Below are 19,613 nucleotides of genomic sequence, written 5' to 3' on the forward strand. Positions count from 1 at the left end.
AAGCGCTAGATATGGCTATTAAGGGACGTCAATATCATCGTTCGTGTATCCATCACTCTGATCGTGGTCTCCAGTATTGCTCAGGTGTTTATCAAGATAAGTTGAAAAGTAGCGGCATAAGCCCCTCCATGACAGACGGTTATGACTGCTATCAAAATGCATTAGCAGAGAGAGTAAATGGAATACTAAAACAAGAGTTCTTACTTGATAAGTGTAAAAACCTCGGAGAGCTTAAACAACTAGTAAAAGAGTCTATAAGTACCTATAACAACATGAGGCCGCACCTTAGTCTCAGAATGAAAACTCCAAATGAGGTGCATGAAAAAAGCCAACAGCTGACGCTGTTGACTTATTAGAAATACTGTCAACGTATTTTAGGACGAGACAGTCATTTGTCATTTGTCATTTGTCATTTGGGGCTCATAAAAAAGCCCTGCTAATTTCGCAAGGCTTTCTCTTATTTCTCACTCGGCTTAAATTTAACGGCTATTTCTCTTCGAAACGCTTCGCCAATTGATAGAACTCATTCACTTGTTCTTTTAGCTCAGTAGAGTGGTTTTTCACGGAATGCGTTGCCACTAAGTTTTGCTCGGCAGTAGACGCGATAGACTGCATGTGCAGGTTTACATCACTCGATAGCTGACGCTGTTTATGCGCGGAACTTTCGACAGACTGCATCAGCTCGTTCATTGATTGCATTAAAGTTTCGACTTCAGACAAGCGCTCTGCACTCACCTTCGCCACATCACCACACGCGTCGGTTTGCTCTCGATTGGCCAGGATATCCTTTTGCCAACCTTCAATCGTCGCTAACATGGTGTCGATACTCTCTTTGATCTGAACCGTAGCCTTTGACGTGCGACCCGATAACGCACGTACTTCGTCGGCAACCACAGCAAAACCACGACCTTGTTCACCCGCTCTCGCCGCTTCTATCGCTGCATTCAACGCTAGCAAGTTGGTTTGTTCGGCGATTCCACCAATCTCTTCCATTATCTTGCTGACGCTTTGCGCTTGGTCGCTCAATTGGTAAGTCGTTTGAGTCGCCTTTTCGGCCTGAGAAGCTAAGCTTTCTAAATTTCGATGGGTTTGATTAATGCTCTCTTTAGCGCCAGCACAAGTTTGCAAAGTCACATCAACAATCTGGTGTGCTTCTTCTGTACGAGAAAAGACCTCACTCGCGGTTGCTTCAACCTCTTCAGTTGCCTCACGCACTTGAAGAATGTCTTTTGTTTGTTGATCTAAGGCTTCTGAGACTTCAAATGACGTGGTATTCAGGTTATCGGCTAAGTCTTGGAGTGGCTTTGCAGAGTCGGTCATACGACCTAACACCGTACGAATTCGAGCAGACAGCAACTTCAAATGGAAATCAGCGATTGAGAACTTACTATTGCCTGAGTAAACAAGTCGGCTGACACTATCAAACTTCGATTGAAGCTTCTTCAACTGTAACGGTGTCTCAATCAGTTCTTGTCGGAAAAGCAATGCTAACGCAGATACCGGAAGCAGGCTTAACAGCCATTGTGATGCCTGCCCTACTTCCACTAGATTTGAGACTAGAGGAGCTGCGAGAGAACCCAATAACACGGCATAACGAACGCTATCACTGACCTGCAACGACCATTGGCGACCTGACTTCTCGGCTTTCAATAAGCCTTGATATGCTTTGTCGGCGATTTTAACCCATTCGTTCTTAGGCTTAACACGAACCGACTGATAACCACTCACCTTGCCGCTCTCATAGATTGGAGTGACGTACGCATCGACCCAGTAATATCCACCAGATTTAGTTTTGTTTTTTACGATACCGCGCCACGCTTTACCTTGCTTCAGGCTGACCCACATATCGGCAAAAGCGGCTTTAGGCATATCAGCATGCCTGACAACATTGTGGTGTTGTCCAAGCAACTCTTGTTGGCTGTATTCTGCGATGCGACAAAAAGCATCATTACTGTAAGTAATCACACCTTTAAGATCGGTAGTTGAGACAAGTTGTTCGTTTTCGCTTATAAGCGTTTCACGTGATTGAGAAGATGAACTGACAGTCATTTATACTAACTTTTGTTAATTATTATTTTAGCCGAGGAATATATACAATTATTAAAGTTATGACAAAATGTGAACATCACATTTTGTGTAAATGCCTGCTATTTATACAAATTTAAGCTAGATACTTCACAGAGTTCGAACTCACCCTCAAAATTTAACAAGCAAGATCACTCATCTAAATTGACGGCTGTACTGAATTTCACCGTTCTCATAGAGACAGAAGTGTGAAACTTACGAATATTTAAGTCTTTGCGCAGTACACGCTCAACAAAATCTTCATAGGCTTTAATGTCTTTTACAGTGACGATCAACATAAAGTCAAAACTGCCCGATATCTGATAGCACTGCGTGACCTCTGACGCCTTAGAAATAGATCGACGGAAAATCTGGTAGATGTCTCCACGGTCACGCTCCATTTCTACGGATACGACTAACGTCATCGTGTTGCCCATCAGTTCAGGGTTGATGATAGAAACATCACCTACAATTACACCTTCGGCTCTCAACCTTTTGACTCGCTTTAAGCAAGCGGGAGGCGATAACCCAACCCGTTCCGCGAGCTCCAGGTTTGGGATTCGGTTGTTCTCTTGCAGTTCAACCAAGATGCTTCTATCTATACGGTCAATTTCCATAATTTCTCAAAACCTTGATTAAGCGACTTATAATTTTCAATATTAAGCTAAATAAAAAATTGTAGATAACTTTTACGCACTACTTTGAAATTAAAATCACAACAATCTGAGTAAGATATCTCTAAACAACACAATAAAAATATGGTCGTCACAATGAAATTAGCCTATCAATTTTTTAAAGAACTCCTTAAAGAGATTATCGATGTAACCTCAACTCTTTTCCGAATCATGATTCCTATTATCTTAGTAATCAAGGTCATCGAAGAACTTGGAGGCATCGTCATTCTCAGTGAATGGTTAAGCCCTGTCATGGAAACCGTGGGTTTACCGAAAGAAATGGGATTGGTCTGGGCAACAACCATACTCACCAACATCTATGCGGGGCTAATCATCCTGATCAATTCAGATGTCCCTCTCACTGTTGCTCAAGCTTCTGTGTTGGGTAGCATGATGTTGCTCGCCCACTCATTGCCAATTGAAGGCGCAATAGCAAAGAAAGCAGGAGTAAGTTGGCTAGCCACACTTTCAGTAAGAGTTGGTGGAAGTTTAATCTTGGCCTGGTTACTGAACCTCAGCTATCAATACGGGGATTTACTCAACTATCCTGCCACGGTACTTTGGCAACCAGAAGTATCAGCGGACTCTAGCTACCTTGGTTGGGCTATCGAACAACTCAAGAGCTTCGCAGTTATCTTTATGGTGATTTCAGTGCTGTTATTTTTACTCAAGATATTAAAGCTTCTAGGCGTCGAAAAGCTCATGGCGATATTGTTGAAACCCTTCCTGAGGCTATTGGGCATAAGCAGAGACGCGACTAACCTAACCATTATTGGAATCACGCTTGGTCTTTCGTTTGGCGGCGGCTTATTGATCAATGAAGCTAAAAAGGGACATATCTCGGCGAGGGATGTATTCACAGCAATCATGCTGCTCAATCTACTCCACAGTTTGATTGAAGATACACTTTTGATCATGTTAATTGGGGCTGATTTTTACACCATATTTTGGGGAAGGTTAGTATTCTCAGTGCTGGTTATCGCCTTAATATCAAACGTCATTAAGCGCATGAATCCACGTACTTGTGAACGTTATTTTTATCGTGATGTCTCTCAGTCATAAGTAAATCGCCAACAAGAATAAAAGGAAAAGAGCTCAAGTACGGGCTCTTTTTTACGACTTGGTGCTCCTATCACCTCCGCTATTGTTAAATTTCACGCCCTTGAAACACTGAAAATTATTCTCAACACCCCAATTATTGATATTTAGAGTGAAAATAATTTCAGTATGTGTATTTACTAAACACTCAATTATTAAATGCAATTTTTAAACACAGATAATAAAACACGTATCTTATTATTTATCACCCCACACCCTGTATAAAGCGGTCTCAAGATAATAAACACTTACCAACCAATGTTATTAAAAATCCAAACTATCAGCTATTCATTCAACAAAACCCATTAAATAGCTGACAATAAAATAAATAACCATCCTTATTTGATATTAACTCTTAATGTTGAAACCGGAACGAATAATTGTTTGTGAAAATTAACCATTTGATTGGTTAATTTTATAAATATATTTTGTTACATAACCAAAACGGATGATTCTTATAACGATGTCTTACAAAACAATGACTTTAATGGTTCTATTTTTTTCCTCACTGTCACAGGCTTCCACTATCGAGAATGATGAACTGTTGCTGAAGTCATTGATTGAACGAGGCGTTATTTGTCCCAGCTTAACCTACGAGGACAATCAAGAAGCTTTACGTATCTATCTCAACGCGAAAAAAGTGAAGAGTACTCCGTTTGATTCAAAAAACGGAAAAGAGATAAAAGATACAAGCGAGCTATCAAATACAGACAAGATAACAAACAAGCATCAGGCAAATAAAACACCAAAAGAGTGTATTAAACCAAAATCGGATAACCGTTCCGAATAAGGCAAGTTGATATTGATATCGACATGGAAATATAAAAAGGAAATATAATGAAAATGATGAGAAAAACATTGCTGGCCTCAGCAATGCTTACTCTATTTAGCGTCAGTAGTTATGCCAAAACACCGATTGATTTAGGTGTGGTAAATGAAGACAAGCTAATTGAAATGCTAGTAAGACAAGGCTTAGTTGATCAAGATGCAACCGACGTTGCAAAACACGATGCTCTTGACCGTTACTTGAAAAATAAGATCAATTCCGGTTTTAAAGGCGATGCTCAATTCGGTAAAAAAGCGCTAGAACAACGAGCGAAAATACTGAAAGCCATCGAAAAAGGGTCTGGAGTTAAAAAAGCGAGCGTCTTTGCTTTGGAAGTCGGCACCAAGCGTACCGATAAAGTACTCGCTCTATTGGTCGATTTCCCTGATTTGAACTGGGATGACAACAGACTAACCGAAGAGCACACACAAATGCTCTACGAGAGCTACAACCCAGAACATTATCAAGAGTTGCTGTTTTCAAACTCTGGCTACACTGGGCCAAACGGCGAAAACTTAATCTCGATGCGTCAGTATTACCAAAGTGAATCGGGTGACAGTTACAGTGTTGCTGGCCAAGCTGCGGGTTGGTATCGCGCCTCTAAACCTGCGTCATTTTACGGTGGCAACTCCCCGACTACCGACAATGACCTCAACGCACAAGAATTGGTTCGTGAAGCGTTGAATCAACTGGCTCAAGATCCTAGTATCAACCTAGCCGATTACGATATCGAAGATCGTTACGATTACGACGGTGACGGAAACTTCCGCGAACCCGATGGTGTGATTGATCACCTAATGGTGTTCCACGCATCTGTTGGCGAAGAAGCCGGTGGTGGCGTATTAGGCCCTGATGCTATCTGGTCTCACCGATTCAACCTTGGTCGCACTCATGTGCTTGAAGGTACCTCTAGCTCTCTTCCTGACCGCTTTGGTGGCCAATACGCAGCATTTGATTACACAATTCAGCCGATTGATGCTGCAGCCGGGGTTTGTGCTCACGAATACGGCCACGATTTAGGCTTACCTGATGAGTACGATACTCAATACACAGGCAAGGGCGAACCGGTTTCTTACTGGTCAATCATGTCTTCGGGCAGTTGGGCTGGCCAAATTGGTGGTACACAACCAACGGCATTCAGCTCTTGGGCAAAACACTTCCTACAAAAATCGATTGGCGGTCGCTGGGTTAACGATGACCAAATCTCGATTGACGACCTAGAAGACAACCCGCAAGTTTATACGCTGTTCCAAACGACAGACAACAATCGTCCGAACATGATTAAAGTGGATCTTCCGGAGAAGCAGATCGAAGGTTTAAAACCCTTTGCTGGCGAGTACTCGTTCCACTCTCAAAAAGGCGATGATCTGAAAAACAGCATGACTCGCAAGTTGGTGATTCCAATTGGTGATTCTGCTCTGCTTTCGTTCAAAACTTGGTATGAGATTGAAAAAGACTACGACTTCGCTCGCGTGCTTGTGAATGGACAAGCAATAGCTGGCAACATCACCTCAATGGACGACCCATACAATACCGGTCTCGTCCCTGCTATTGGCGGCGAATCTGGCGGGTGGATTGACGCTGAGTTTGACGTTTCACAATGGGTAGGCCAAGAAGTAGAACTGTCATTTGAGTACATCACCGATGGTGGCTTAGCGATGGAAGGCTTCTATTTGGATAACCTCGTTGTGGTTGTTGATGGTGAAGTTACCGAAATAGACGATGGTGAAAGCAACTCTACCTTTGCCCTAAATGGCTACAAGCTGAGTAATGGTTTCCACCAAGCACAACACTACTATTTGCTGCAATGGCGCAGCCATACGGATGTTGATGAAGGTCTTGCGAACATCAAACGCATGGGCCAGATCATTTCATTCGAACCGGGTCTCATTATTTGGTACGTAGATGAATCCCTCACCGACAACTGGGTAGGTAAGCACCCTGGCGAAGGTTGGTTAGGTGTTGTGGATGCTGACCAAAATGCCATGGTGTGGGCGAATTCCGGAGAAGTCGCTCAAACTCGATTCCAAGTGCGTGACGCTGCATTCTCACTCAGTGATCAAGCGCCAATGCGTCTCGTCAACGGGGATAACGACGTACTAGAAGATATCAACTTAGTTGGAACGGCCAACTTCTCAGATGCAGAAGACTACACATCACCTCAAGCACCGGATTCAGGGCGTAAGTTAACAGAGTTTGGTCTTGAAGTTGAAATCCTCAACCAAAGTGAAAACAACGAATATGGTGTGGTGCGCTTATCTAAAGTAAGCCAACACAATGTTGCCCCGACTGCGAACTTTGAGATCAATGTTACAGGCCTGAACGTTTCCGCAAGTAACTTCAGTTCTGATCAAGACGGTGAGATCACCAGTTACCTATGGGACTTTGACAACGGTACAACAAGTAATGAAGTGGCACCAACTTGGTCTTACGAGCAAGCTGGTGAGTACACAGTAAGCTTGACCGTTGTGGACGACAAAGGCGCAACCGATTCATTTAGTGCTGTTGTGAACGTTGAATCTCCAAACGCCCTTCCAGAAGCGAGTGCGAAGTACATTCATTTGGGTCGTTGGGTAACCATGTGGTCAACGAGTTCAGACAGCGATGGTCGTATTGTTGATACCGAGTGGACACTTCCAAACGGCAAGGTGAAACGAGGTCGCACATACACTTCTATCTTCCCTTCATATGGTAAGCACGAGGTGACACTAAAAATAATTGATGACCAAGGCGGGGTTACAACAAAAATCATCAAGGTTGACCTGTAAGTCATCTTCAGTCTTAGGTCTAAAAGCATAGACATAAGAAATAACTACGCAAGTTCCACCACGCGTACTTACAACAAGCTTAAGTACTGTTGTCACAGGAGATAAGCCACGACAACAGTTTTAAGAAAACGTTATTATTTAAGCCATAAGCAAAGCCCTACCGAAATGGTAGGGCTTTTTATTTATGAGAATTTGAGGACGACCAAATTGTAACTCGGTTTGAACTAAAGGATAAATGGAGTTCCTTGAATCAACAATTCAGGAGCTCAACAAGCCATCACACAGGTTGTTTTTGAAGGCGTGATTTACGGGCGCTGAACGCGAACAAGATAATAACAGCTAACACGAAGGGTAATACGTAGATATTGAGGTTCTGCCACCCTGCGGTCGATTCTAGCCAACCAGAAAGCAATGCCGTAAAGGTGACACAACCGAAGACAATGAACTCATTGAATGCTTGAGCTTTGGCTTTATTCTGTGATTGGTAAGACTGACTAAACAAACCCGTGGCCGCAATAAACATAAAGTTCCACCCTACACCAAGCACAACCAAAGCGGCCCTAAAGTGCCAAATCGATACGCCATGGATATTGATAGCAATGCTCACCACAAATAACATACCACCCGCCAATATCATCATTCTTGAGCCGAACTTCTCGATGAGGGAACCCGTAAAGAACGCTGGTAAAAACATACCTAACACATGCCACTCAATTACGCCGGCAGCCTTGGTGAAATCAAAACCACAGCCGATCATCGCTAAAGGTGTTGCTGTCATCAGGATATTCATTACTGCGTAAGCAACCATGGCAGCAAACACAGCGACAATAAAGTTGGGTGCTTTCACTATCACACTTAAGGGATCGGCTTTTGGAGCCTGACTATTAAAAGAAACTTTAGGAAACTGAATCGTTTGTAAGATAATCAGAGCGAGGATATTTAAGCCAATTAACGAAGCGAACGCTCCAATGTACAAACCATCTTCTGACCACTGCTGGGACATAATCGCCAAATTTGGGCCCAGTACTGCAGCTAAAACGCCACCAGCCATTGAGATAGAAATTGCTCGATGACGAGCATTTTCGTCACACACTTCGATAGCAGCAAAGCGATAAAGCGTACCAAATCCGATACCTATCCCAAGTAAAAACGTGGCAAAACAAAACAGATAGAAATGTTGTTGAGACAATGCGTAAGTTGCAAGGCTAGCACCGGAAATACCCACCACATTACCAATGCTAAATCCTCTCTTTCGACCTAGCTTACCTGAAATTAAAGACGCAGGAATGGTGGCTGCCATCAAACCTAAAAACTGCAGCGCAACTGGCAAAGTAATCATACTGGCACTTGGCGCGATCTGTTTGCCTATCAAACCAATCACCGAGATCAACAATATGTTACCCGTCATCAGTAAGGCCTGACACAGTGAGAGCAGCCAAACATTTCTATTCATCTTCGTTCCTAAATATGAGCATAGTGGGTCAATAGACCAAATATTCAACAAAGTCGCAACACTTTGTTACTCGATAAATCAACTAACGCTCGTATCGGGGTATTAATCGCGTCGCGTTCGATTTGCATTAGGTAACCGCGATTTCAATGGAATCGTCTTTTAGAGTTGAAATTATCATTACTTCATAGAATAATAATTTTTCGTTATTTATACTTTTTGTTATTTATAATCTTGGGAATTTGGAAATGAGTATGATTAATCCGCTTTGGCTCAATACGTTTAAGACTTTGGTTGAAGTGGGTCATTTCACCCAAACAGCAGAAAAGTTGTACATGACGCAACCTGGAGTAAGTCAACATATCAAAAAGCTTGAGCAAGCTTGCGATTGTGACCTTTTGTCTAGAGAAAATAAGAGCTTCGAACTAACCGAGCAAGGTCGCATTATGTATCGCTATGCTCTTAAACTGGAAAAAGACCAAGAAGATCTTTTTGAATCTCTGAGTTTTGATAACCCTTATTCAGGGCAATGTAACCTTTCGTGCTCTGGGTCTTTATCTCTGCGTCTTTATCCAAAGCTTCTTGAATTGCAGCACCAACACCGTGAATTAAGCATTAACCTAGAAGCGGCCCCAAACAAAAAAATATTGAATGACTTACTTGAAGGCACAACCGATATCGGCATAGTGAGGCATTCTCCAAACGACAGTTATTACCAGAGCCAAGCCATCGGTAACGAAGCGTTGTGTTTAATCGTCCATCAAAGTCATGCTGATTTAGAGATAACGCCAGAAGTGCTGCATGACATTGGATTGATTGCGCATCCAGATTCTGCCCACTATCTGTCTTTGTATTTCGACTTATGCGGAGACAAAGATTTGGCGAACATCAACATCAACGAAATACCAAAGTCTGGTTATATCAATCAGCTTCACCAGATATTGCTGCCAGTATCAAAAGGATTAGGCTTTACGGTCTTGCCCGCCGGAGCCGTTGAGCACTTCCCAGGCAGAGATCAGCTGCACGTTGTACCACCGAAGGTAAAAGTAGAAGAGACGCTGTATTTGGTTCAGAAGAGGAACCGAAAACTGCCGCACCGATACGATACTGTCATTGACCTAATCAAACAAAACGTCAGCAATTAGGTTTTCTTATTGGCTTGTTTAGACCCTTTAACTACATTCGCCCTTTTAATTACATTGCACCTTTAAATACATTGGTCCCTTTAAACACATTGGCCCCTTTAAACACATTGCACCTTCAAAAACATTAAACCCTTTAACTACGATAGTTAAAGGGTTTAAGTTTTTGAGTGCTGATGTGAATTAATACCGATGATGTGATTATTGACAACTTCGAATTACGTCAGTTGCACGCTCGAAGTCATAGCCCTCCAACGCACGTTGCACCTCTTTAAGTTCGATAGAGTTTGGATACAGAACAAGTAACTCAGATGTATATTGCGCCGCTTCGTTATCATAGGCTTTGAGTAGCGCGAGTAACTGCACTCTTTGTTCCTCTGTCACCGTTGACGTCAAAGCACTTGAATCGACAATTTCTGTTGTATGTGATTTATCTAATTGGTCTTCAATCGCCTTAATGAGCTCAATTAAACCAAGCTTACCTCCTTGAAGATCGAACTCATGACACTCGTGCTCGTGGGCTTTCCTTTCTAAACCACCAAGTAAATCAGTTAATCGTAATCCGCCAATCGATGCGGCCATGCTTTTCAAGGTATGTAGATTCCGCTCTAGAACGATCCATTCATCTTGATCCAAACTCTCAAAGGCTTCAGCCATGATCTTTGGTGCACTACTGTCGAACTTTCTAAGCAGTTTATCTTGTAGTTCAATGTCAGATTGAGTGAGTTGGTCAAAACGCTGTTGCGAAAACACAGGAGAAGCGACAATATTGTCGAGGGTAAGATTGTCGAGGGTGAGATTGCCATCGATCTCAGCTGGACTCACCACTTGCTCCGTTAAAGGTGCCGTTTTTCCTTCGACCATAACCTCTGGCACGATGTACTTGATAAGCAAAGAGGTCGCTTTATCAATGATTATCGGCTTATCTAAGAAATCCGTTACCCCTGCGTCTCTTGCTCTCTGTTTTGCATCAGCGAATACATTGGCCGACATCGCAATGATAGGAACTTTCGTATCAAACTCTCTAATTTTTCGTGTCGCTTCGAAGCCATCCATAATCGGCATTTGAAGGTCCATAAAAATCATTTCGTAATCGTTAGTTTGAGCTAACGCCACAGCTTCTGCGCCATTTTCGGCTAGATCAGCATTCAATTTAGCACGACTAAAGTATGCCAGAGCTAAATCTTGGTTTAGCTCGTTGTCTTCAACCAACAACACCCTTTGCCCTTTAAACTCAATATGGTAATCCAGTTTAAGTTCTTGCGACTTAAAGTCCGCGAGTTCCTCTGTGTTCGACCGAGGTAACGTCAAAGGGAAAGAGAACTCACTGCCCTGTCCCAATATGCTCACTACTGAAATTTCACTGCCCATGGCTTGTACAAGCTTTTGACTGATATTAAGCCCTAAACCTGTGCCACCAAACCTACGCGTGGTGGTACTGTCTGCCTGGCTAAACGCTTGAAATAGTTTATGTCGGTTCTCTTCTGATATGCCTATCCCAGTATCCGAAACAATGATCTTCATGCTCACACTGTTCTCGTCAGATTTGACCCGTTCAACAGCTAAGGTTACTTGCCCGTGCTCTGTAAATTTAATGGCATTACCAATAAGGTTCAGGATTACCTGAAATAGCCTCAATGGGTCACCAAGCATTGGCGTCTCAAGTTCCGGTGCAATCGACATTGATAAATTCAGCTGCTTTTCGATTGCTTTCGACTCCATCAACTCAATCACATCTTTGAATGTCGTTACAGGATCAAATGGAATACTATCAATAACAAGTTGCCCTGCTTCTATCTTTGAAAAATCAAGAATATCGTTGATGATAGTTAATAATGAATGACCCGAACGATGCACTTTCTCAATATAATTTCGAGCAACCGGGTTAGATATTTCCCCAATCGCTAGATAAGATAAGCCAATAATCGCGTTCATCGGCGTTCTTATTTCATGGCTCATGTTAGCTAAGAATTCAGATTTGGCCTGGCTCGCCAAATCTGCTCTCTTTTTCTCTTCTTCTAGTTGTTCATTTAGGCGTTTCATTTCTGAAATATCAAAAGCCCAAAATAGAGTTGCGACTTCCCCATCAAGCTCGAGTAGGTAGTAACTAACAAGGGCGACAAAACGACTGCCATCAAATTTCCGAAGCACTAACTCCCTATTCACAACCTTACCGTTAAGACTCAGTTCTTTATACAAATCATCACGATCGGATAAAGTGTTATAAACGACTTCAACATCAATAGAAGAGAGATCTCTTCGTTCTACTCCAAAAAGGCGTTTCGCCGTATCATTCGCATAACGAACTTGTTCGTCGACAATAACACTCGCTGCTATCGGGGACGTGTTCAAAATGTTGTAAAGCTGATTTTGTGCTTTACGAAGTGCTTCGGTAGCGTTATTAGCAATAGTGATTTGCTTAGATAATTTCCTATTCCAAAATACAATCAACAACACTATCACCACGGAAAATACAGAGATGGTATAAACGAGTTGGTAATCAACTTTTTCAATTGCTTTAGGTGCCGCCCATTTAGCGGATATTTTTTGGTGGTCTTCTGCAGATATACTTCCTATTGCTTTGTTAACAATAGACAGTAATAACGGCTCTGATTTAATGACGTGTAAGGTCGGCGACAAAAAGAAATCCAATCGACCAATAATTCCGATACCTCGATAACCAAATGAATTGATCAAATAATTCAACACATCGACAGTATCAATAAATCCATCGAGCTCACCAGATTCAACTCGGTCTAACCCTTCTTTGGTGGATTCGACAAGATCCCATTCAATATTTGGGTAACTTTCAACAATGGCTTCGGTATTAGCACCACTGGCTAATATTCCAAGCTTCCAACCTTGAGCCTCTTTAAGCACAATACTATTTACATCACGTCTTGAAGCTATCGCAAGGCGGCTAGAAAATAGCGCTTTTGCTGGTTTTACACTTTCGCCTAGTGAGCGATTCTCAACCGCAGCTGACACTAAATGTACTCGTCGATGATCAACGAGGCGACGAGTTTCTTGCCAACTTTCAACGTCGACATGACTAAGGCGCAATCCGGTTTTTTGTTCAATTAACTTAAGGTAATCATCAATCATCCCTATATATTCATCCTTGTTTGACAAGGCTTCATAAGGTAATGAGTTTGGGTCGATACCTATCTTTAGTTCGGGATGGTCTTTGATCCATTGACGCTCTTTCTGACTTAGATTAAGAAGTTCACCAGTCAGGCTGTTCGATTGGTAAACATCAGAAATATAACGCTGAGCTCCTTCACCAAACGATTCAAATTGGTCAATCGAAGGGAAATACACATAATTACTCCCAACCGAATTGACATCAAAATAAAATGTCATGAAGCCCGCATTTATACTTCCTGTTTGCGTTTTATAACCAGCGCCTTTGGTAACAGATGATAATTCAGACGTATTCTTTTTACTCAGTGAAGAATCTAATACTTCGCCTAAATACCAAGATTCAATAGGTCTTTTATTATTATCCGCTTGAGCAGAAATAACCTTAAAGGTGTGCTCAGCATCGAATATATCAAAGATCTCAGGGAGTTCTTCGAAACGGTCATTCACAATAAAGTAAGCGGAGATTTGAGCGATAATATCGGCTTTTCTAAGTACAGAAGTAAGATCATTCTTAACTTGGGTTTCAAGTATCTGTTCAAACTCATCATCAGTTTGCTTTAAATATTTAATCGCTTCGTTAAAACTGTCTCTTAACTTGGGCGTTCTAAAATCAACATAAATTGGATAGTCGACTTTAAAATCTTCGTGTAGTTCGATTTCACGCATTTCAATGAAACGAGTATTTGTAACAAACCATCTTAATACCCGTTTTTCGACCATTAACAAGTCAACATTTTGTGCTCGTAGTTGAGAAAATGCAGACTCTAAGCTATCAATATCTTCAATTCGATCGATGCTCACCTTATCTTTAAGTAGTTCGACAGAATTTTTTATTGGTGATGTTTCATCGAATAACAAAGCACCTAAAGATAGGTTCTTGGCAGATTTGAGGTTCAAGTTACGTCTTTTTAACGAAACTGGCACGAACTCAACATCCATGACTTTGTCACTCAAAAAGTGCACTGAAGAGCCGTCAGCCTGTATCCCTGAGACAAACGATATCGAACTATTGTTATCGATGGCTTGTTTCGCAGCACTACGAGGTAACGTGACAACGTCACCCAGTCGATAGCCTATATTGTTTAGAGCCCTTTGCATAATGTCGTGTTCGATACCGACAGAAGTGCTATCCGGGTACATGTATGGTGGATTACCAAAACCAAACACCCCTTTAACTGGAGTCCGGTAGGGCGAGTCTTTTAACCAATGCGATAGAATCCGGTTTTTCTTCCCAATATCAAACGTTGCGATTTGTTGGTTTAACAAAGCAAGCAATTCGGTGTCCTTAGTTCGAACAACCATTGAAGCTTCTATGTATTTCCAGCGGTCGAGAACGTAATTGACCGCTAAACTGTATACACCACTCTTGTGAGCAAGATTTAATGTCGTAACGGGCTCGGCGAGCATCCCATCGACTGAACCATCTTCCAAAGCTCGAATAGCATCAATGGAAGTATCAAACTCAACCGCCTCAATAGAGCTAAGCTGCACACCAGAACGCTCCAAGTCGATACTTTCTCGCACCATGGCAATTCGCCTTTTTGCCTCTTGCTCTATTTTATTATTGAGATGATCTTCGGTAGGAAGAATGACGGCAATTTGATATGAAATATAGGGGTCGGTTTGAAGGAAGCGTCCTCCGGCACTTGGATCAAACTGTTGAAAAGGAAATACGTTTCCCTTTCCGTCTAACAGGGCTTGCTTTGCTTCAGAGTGAGAGTCCACGCTAATGAAATTAACTTTGACTTTAAATCGCTCTTCAAGATCATTAGCCCAGTCACGAATGATGCCATCAACTTTTCCATCGTCACCGATAAATGAGTAAGGATAATGGCTGGACAGCGCAATGAATGTCACTTCAAGTTTGGTATCTTGCCATCGGTTTGCTTCTTGATCGGGTGCCGTTTCTGCATTCACGCTTGTCACAAAACTCGTCAAGGCAATGAGCAAAAATAGGGATTTAACGTAACGACTAATCAGTACAACCCAACAATCACTCATCTCTAAATTTCTCTTTAATTGCTAGAATCTCAGGTAACTTTAGAAAAAACATATCGACGATAGTCGGATCAAAATGCTTGCCTTTCTGTTCTTCAAACAAGCTCAGTGCCTCATCGACACTCCAAGCCTTCTTATAAGGACGCTCTGCTGTCAGGGCATCAAATACGTCAGCAACGGCCGCAATTCGTCCAACCAATGGAATATCTTCGCCGGCTATCTGGTTTGGGTAACCACTGCCATCCCACTTTTCATGGTGATACTGCGCGACTTGAATGGCCATACGCATCAGTTTGGAGTCGCCCTGCCTACCAAGGATTTCAACACCGAACTCGACGTGTTTCTGCATGGTAGTCCATTCATCGGCATCCAATTTACCTGGCTTCAGTAACACACTGTCAGGAATGCCAATCTTGCCAATATCATGCATTGGTGCTGCATCACGCAAGGTCTCGGCATCTTCATCTGTCATGCCCAAAGCTTTGGCTAATATCTCGCAATAATGGCTCATGCGCATAACGTGCATGCCCGTCTCGTTATCTTTAAATTCAGCCGCTCTACCCAATATGTTGAGCGTTTCCAGTTTGCCGAGATTGATCTCTTGGGTTTTCTCTTTCACCTGACTAAACAACGCGCGTTGTTGGTCATAAAGAGCAATATGGGTTTTTACACGCTGAAGTGCGATTTCTGGGGTAATGGGTTTCGTTAAATAATCAACAGCACCTAAGGACAAGCCTTTTACTTCGGCTTCAGGACCAATCTTTGCGGTAACGAATATAATGGGGATATGCGCAGTATTTGGCTGGGCTTTTAATTGACGGCACACTTCGTAGCCATCGATGTCAGGCATCATGATATCAAGGAGAATAAGGTCTGGCTGCGGCACCATCTTCGCTATTTTGATACCGATAGTACCGTTAATCGCGACCTTAACTTGATAGGTATCTTTGAGGATTGCAGTTAACACATCTAAGTTACTTGGGGTGTCATCCACGACTAACACTATAGGTTTACGACTCATTGACACCTCGTATAAAAATCAAACAGTTATAAACATAGTGTAGATGGGTTTTCGTACCTCTCAACATGAAAATGACAAATGATTGTTAAAAATGAAGAGTAGATCTTCGAGTGACATCAAACTAACGGTTATCGAAGTATGACCAGTCAAAAATTCGGCATCCACCCTTTGAATGTGAACCAGATAAAAACCATCGATTAGTTTCAACAAACACTCGCTTAAAATCAACAGACAATCAACTGGGGACGAATTAGATCATAAACAAAACTTTGTTCATTAGAGTGATTAAATACTTGATTAACGACACCACCAGCCATATGCGAGTGTCCTCCACCAAAACCAACACCCGTATCATTCAGCGATCTCTTTATCACCTTAGCCATATCATTCTGGGGGCATTCAGAACGCAATGAAACGAATGTTCTCTCATGACTACGGGCACTCAATACAACAATATCTAGTTCATCAACTGTAAGTAGAAAGTCACCAAGCACTCCCAGCATATTTTTGGGGCACCCTTCTGGTAAGCTCCCAAATGCACAATTTCCGTCTTTCCTAATAGATTCAAACATGAAATCAAATAACTTCAATTCTTTATATTCGATTTGATTTCGACAAATACGATTTACCATATTCATATCGGCACAGCTTTGAAGTTGAAGTAGGGCTTTGATATCAGCTTTGTTCATTGCGCGGGTAAAATTTGCCGTATCGAACGTCAGCCCAACAAGTAGAGCCGTCGCTATGCGCTCGGGAATTGGAATATCGTAATGATTAAAGTACTCCACCATAATGGAAGCTGTTGCGCCATAGTTAGGTCGAATATCTGAAAACCAAACGAAACTGGGTGCTACAACCTGATGATGATCGATCACCCCTACTTCTATACCCGGTAAGTCGGTAACATTTTTTTCACCAATACAGCCATCCACAACAATGATTTTATCGTTGGGTTTTAGATCTAATCGGTGTGATTTAACGATCGGAATATCAAGCCACCCAATCAAATTGTGTAAAGAGACTCGGTCAATAAAGCCTTGATAGGTAATGAGGGGTTTAAAGCCCTTTTTCCTAAGTAAATAAGCGAGAGCAAAAGCGGAGCCCACCGCATCATGATCAGGAAAGTCATGGGCTTGAATGATGATTCGTTCACAGTCTTTTAGGCGCTCCAGAAAATCGTCAAATGAGAAAATAGACATATTCACCCTAACCTTTCAAATTTTCTATTGTATTAAGAACAATTTCAGTACCACCATCCAATTGACTCACAATCTCATCCCCATGTTTTATTCCAATAAAAACGCCGAGAGCAATTAAGAGAAGAGCAACAATTTTTAACATAAGAACACCACTATTTATAAGTAAAGCAAATCAGTTGAGCTCTAAAAGTAAGAACACCTAACTCCTAAGACTCTCAAATAGAACAAATTTAAGAAATACCTATTCCAAATTAAGCAAAACTTGCTCACATTTAACAAAGCAAAACTTGACTTATCTCTCACTTCAATTCATCTGCAGTTGAGTGATATTCAACTAAGTTATATGTTCTCGAGCTCATCTGACACAAACGCCATACGGAAGACTTATCTAATGACACGGAATAGAATTGTCACTGGTATGCTATTTGCGTTAGCACCAACTCTTAGTTTTGCTAACGCTGACAATCAATTTGAATTTTCACACTCTAAACCGGGAACTGTATGTTCATCTAATCCTGATATTTGGCTGCTTGGCGGCGAGCTGCAAGTTGATGCTCCCATTTCGCTGAATGGCGAAATCATCACTCGATACGGGCAAAAAAAAACAAGCAATCATATTGATCTATTTTCAGGGAAAGAGCCCTCTATCGAACAACAATACATGACGAATTCTATTGGATGTATACAGTCTGAAGACCCTATATCCCTAGTTGGCGCTGTCGCCTCCTTGTATGAGGTACAACACACCACATTGAGCAGCTCAGACATCCCACCACCAATTCGAGAACCTGATCTACCCAAAGCGCCAGAAATCGTAAAAGATCAATTTGAAACCAAAACTCAATTTGATCAACGTGTCGAAAAATTGCGAATAGAAAGACAACAACAGATAGCCGCTATACAACTTAAATACCGACAACAAGTAGAAGCTCGAAATGCCAAAATTAGAGTACTACAAGAAGGCGCAGATTCTCGAAAAGGCGATTTGAGCGTGCAGAAAACGCAACTCGTTGCTAAGGCTTTCAGAGATGTCATGGGTAAACCGGTTGTTACAACAAAAAGTTACGATGCTGAAAAGCAGCAAATGCACCTGTCGTTTAAAGCGTCAAATCAAAATTACCAACGAGATATTATCCTGAACGTGCCTCTAGAACAGGCTCGCGATATCTTCAATAACATTGATAAGCTTGACCTCGCACTCACCTACTCTTATGACGAGAATCAACTAGAGCTTGTGAATATAAAAGGCAAGTACGATGACGCTATGTTCTCTGGAGATGTGGCTGAGAGTAATTATCATCCCGAAGCTCTGAGTGTGGTTCTTAACAATGGTCCGAGTAGTGCGTCTACTCCAGGGCTAGAGATGCAAAACCCTAACTTGATCGATGCTTTTGAAGTCGATTCACGCCTCTCGGCAACGGATAACACTACCTCTGATGAATTGAAGCAACTACTCAATGGCTTTGTGCCTGTGGAAAGTAACTCATCCAACTGGTTCTTCAACCTATCTATCGAAGATTACGCAAATTCTGATCAAGTTGCCTTTGCACGCAGCAGTGGTGAAGTGATGTCTGACGTCGCGACAAAAGTTCTGGGGGTTCCTGAAAGGCACGTCTACGAACTCATTGACCGTGACGCAACCAGTGGTGCGATTAAAGATAAGTTACGTTTAATGTTAGACAACGTCGATGAAGGCGATACTGTTTACTTCTACTACAGTGGACACGGTATCCCTGCGATTCCCGATAATGATCCTTACATACTTCCGCAAGATAAGATCCCTGACTACATAACTGATGACGAGTTCTTCAAACTCGATAACCTCTACAAAACACTGTCTAGCAGCAAAGCAGGCAAGATAGTCGTTATGGTAGACAGTTGTTTCAGTGGAGCGACTGATGGTGTATCGGTCATCAAAGGGGTTGCCGCCTCTAGACTAGCTCCGAAAAAAGTCAGCATCGATCCTGAGCGCATGGTCGTGATCACCGCGGGGCGCGATAAAGAGTATTCCAATATGTACCAAGAAAAAGGTCATCGCCTGTTTAGTTATTACCTCATGAAGTCAATGATCGAGGGAAACAAGGATGTGAATACACTTTATCAAGATGTTTACGACAAAGTGAAATCTGCCTCTTTTGAGATGGGGGATTTAAAACGTCAACATCCAACAATTACTGGTAACCAGACTATGTCTCTTTAAGAGCATGCCACTTTTAAAACTATTTCAAT

General features: G+C 42.0%; 13 protein-coding genes. 6 read left to right on the forward strand and 7 right to left on the reverse strand.

Annotated elements, in window-relative coordinates; genetic code table 11:
- Window positions 1-356, forward strand: a 356-nt coding sequence (locus AACW75_RS15045; protein ID WP_237297456.1) for an integrase core domain-containing protein, incomplete at its 5' end; no start/stop codon positions are given.
- A gap of 130 nt (window positions 357-486) precedes the next feature.
- On the opposite strand, the gene AACW75_RS15050 is transcribed toward AACW75_RS15045, so the two are convergent.
- Both AACW75_RS15050 and AACW75_RS15055 read right to left on the reverse strand, forming a co-directional pair.
- Complete coding sequence (locus AACW75_RS15050; RefSeq protein ID WP_145569500.1) at window positions 487-2,049, reverse strand: methyl-accepting chemotaxis protein; 1,563 nt, start codon at window positions 2,047-2,049, stop codon at window positions 487-489.
- 167 nt (window positions 2,050-2,216) lie between these two features.
- A complete protein-coding gene (locus tag AACW75_RS15055; RefSeq protein WP_145569498.1) occupies window positions 2,217-2,681 on the reverse strand; it encodes an Lrp/AsnC family transcriptional regulator in 465 nt (154 codons plus the stop codon).
- 153 nt (window positions 2,682-2,834) lie between these two features.
- Here AACW75_RS15055 and AACW75_RS15060 point away from each other — a divergent pair, with 153 nt between their 5' ends.
- The 3 genes from AACW75_RS15060 to AACW75_RS15070 all read left to right on the forward strand — a co-directional run bounded on the left by AACW75_RS15060 (window position 2,835) and on the right by AACW75_RS15070 (window position 7,430).
- On the forward strand, window positions 2,835-3,800 hold the full coding sequence (locus tag AACW75_RS15060; RefSeq protein ID WP_145569496.1) for a hypothetical protein: 966 nt from the start codon (window positions 2,835-2,837) through the stop codon (window positions 3,798-3,800).
- Between the two features lie 499 nt (window positions 3,801-4,299).
- Window positions 4,300-4,626: a hypothetical protein gene (locus AACW75_RS15065; protein WP_017074910.1), complete on the forward strand. Its 327-nt coding sequence runs from the start codon at window positions 4,300-4,302 to the stop codon at window positions 4,624-4,626.
- A 47-nt stretch (window positions 4,627-4,673) separates the two neighbouring features.
- A complete protein-coding gene (locus AACW75_RS15070; protein WP_145569495.1) occupies window positions 4,674-7,430 on the forward strand; it encodes an immune inhibitor A domain-containing protein in 2,757 nt (918 codons plus the stop codon).
- 277 nt (window positions 7,431-7,707) lie between these two features.
- On the opposite strand, the gene AACW75_RS15075 is transcribed toward AACW75_RS15070, so the two are convergent.
- Entirely contained in the window at window positions 7,708-8,883 is a 1,176-nt protein-coding gene (locus AACW75_RS15075; RefSeq protein WP_145569493.1) for an MFS transporter, read from the reverse strand.
- A gap of 251 nt (window positions 8,884-9,134) precedes the next feature.
- Here AACW75_RS15075 and AACW75_RS15080 point away from each other — a divergent pair, with 251 nt between their 5' ends.
- Window positions 9,135-10,025, forward strand: a complete 891-nt coding sequence (locus AACW75_RS15080; RefSeq protein WP_145569518.1) for a LysR family transcriptional regulator — start codon at window positions 9,135-9,137, stop codon at window positions 10,023-10,025.
- Window positions 10,026-10,223: 198 nt separating this feature from the next.
- On the opposite strand, the gene AACW75_RS15085 is transcribed toward AACW75_RS15080, so the two are convergent.
- The 4 genes from AACW75_RS15085 to AACW75_RS15100 form a co-directional block, all read right to left on the reverse strand.
- The gene (locus AACW75_RS15085) at window positions 10,224-15,167 is read right to left on the reverse strand and encodes an ATP-binding protein (protein WP_145569492.1); all 4,944 of its coding nucleotides are present in this window, start codon (window positions 15,165-15,167) and stop codon (window positions 10,224-10,226) included.
- Window positions 15,160-16,185 (reverse strand): HD-GYP domain-containing protein, encoded by a 1,026-nt coding sequence (locus tag AACW75_RS15090; protein ID WP_004731591.1) that lies wholly within the window; start codon window positions 16,183-16,185, stop codon window positions 15,160-15,162. Before AACW75_RS15090 ends, AACW75_RS15085 begins: the two co-directional genes overlap by 8 nt.
- A 224-nt stretch (window positions 16,186-16,409) precedes the next feature.
- A complete protein-coding gene (locus AACW75_RS15095; RefSeq protein WP_145569490.1) occupies window positions 16,410-17,384 on the reverse strand; it encodes a DHH family phosphoesterase in 975 nt (324 codons plus the stop codon).
- 7 nt (window positions 17,385-17,391) lie between these two features.
- Entirely contained in the window at window positions 17,392-17,526 is a 135-nt protein-coding gene (locus tag AACW75_RS15100; RefSeq protein ID WP_261378895.1) for a hypothetical protein, read from the reverse strand.
- Between the two features lie 249 nt (window positions 17,527-17,775).
- Here AACW75_RS15100 and AACW75_RS15105 point away from each other — a divergent pair, with 249 nt between their 5' ends.
- On the forward strand, window positions 17,776-19,584 hold the full coding sequence (locus AACW75_RS15105; protein WP_237297457.1) for a caspase family protein: 1,809 nt from the start codon (window positions 17,776-17,778) through the stop codon (window positions 19,582-19,584).
- Window positions 19,585-19,613 lie beyond the last annotated feature (29 nt).

This window comes from Vibrio sp. L3-7, from assembly GCF_963898195.1.
Taxonomy (GTDB): Bacteria; Pseudomonadota; Gammaproteobacteria; order Enterobacterales; family Vibrionaceae; genus Vibrio; species Vibrio echinoideorum.